At 47.3% G+C, this 548-nt stretch carries 2 protein-coding genes; both read left to right on the top strand.

Going from position 1 to position 548, the window contains the following annotated elements:
* On the top strand, positions 1–313 hold a 313-nt coding region (locus ACTSEZ_RS08450; RefSeq protein ID WP_369733740.1), incomplete at its 5' end, for a dihydrodipicolinate reductase C-terminal domain-containing protein.
* 13 nt (positions 314–326) lie between these two features.
* Positions 327–548 (top strand): methylglyoxal synthase (locus ACTSEZ_RS08445; protein ID WP_369733739.1); only part of this gene is annotated, 222 nt, incomplete at its 3' end.

Genomic DNA, 548 nt, shown 5'->3' with positions numbered 1-548 from the left:
TTCCGGGACGGGTTTGAAAACGGCAGAAATGATTTCTGCTGTCAGAGAAGAGAAAGAACAGGGCCATCCGGATGAGAAAGAGATATTAAATGGAGCCCGCGGTGCCAACTATAAAGGAATTCACGTGCACAGCATCCGTCTTCCGGGGCTTGTTGCCCATCAGGAAGTTCTGTTCGGGGGAGACGGACAGACACTTTCGATCCGCCACGATTCATTTAACCGCGCATCATTTATGTCGGGGGTAAAACTGTGCGTGGAACAGGTAATGAAGCTGGATCTTCTTGTATACGGCCTTGAAAATTTAATCGACTAAAGGGGAATGTCTGATGAATATCGCACTCATAGCTCATGATAAGAAAAAAAATGACCTTATTCAGTTTGCACTGGCCTACAAAGGCATCCTTGGAAAACATAAACTCTATGCGACCGGAACGACAGGTTTCAAAGTAACAGAGGCGACGGGCCTTGAAATACACAGATTCCAGTCCGGTCCGCTTGGCGGTGATCAGGAAATTGGCGCATGCATCGCAAACAATGCAATGGACATG

Origin of the sequence: Metabacillus mesotrionivorans (genome assembly GCF_052171315.1) — a bacterium.
In the GTDB taxonomy this organism is placed as follows: Bacteria; Bacillota; Bacilli; order Bacillales; family Bacillaceae; genus Bacillus_P.
Note: the sequence above shows the minus strand (reverse complement) of the source record. Positions and strands in the feature narration are given on the sequence as shown.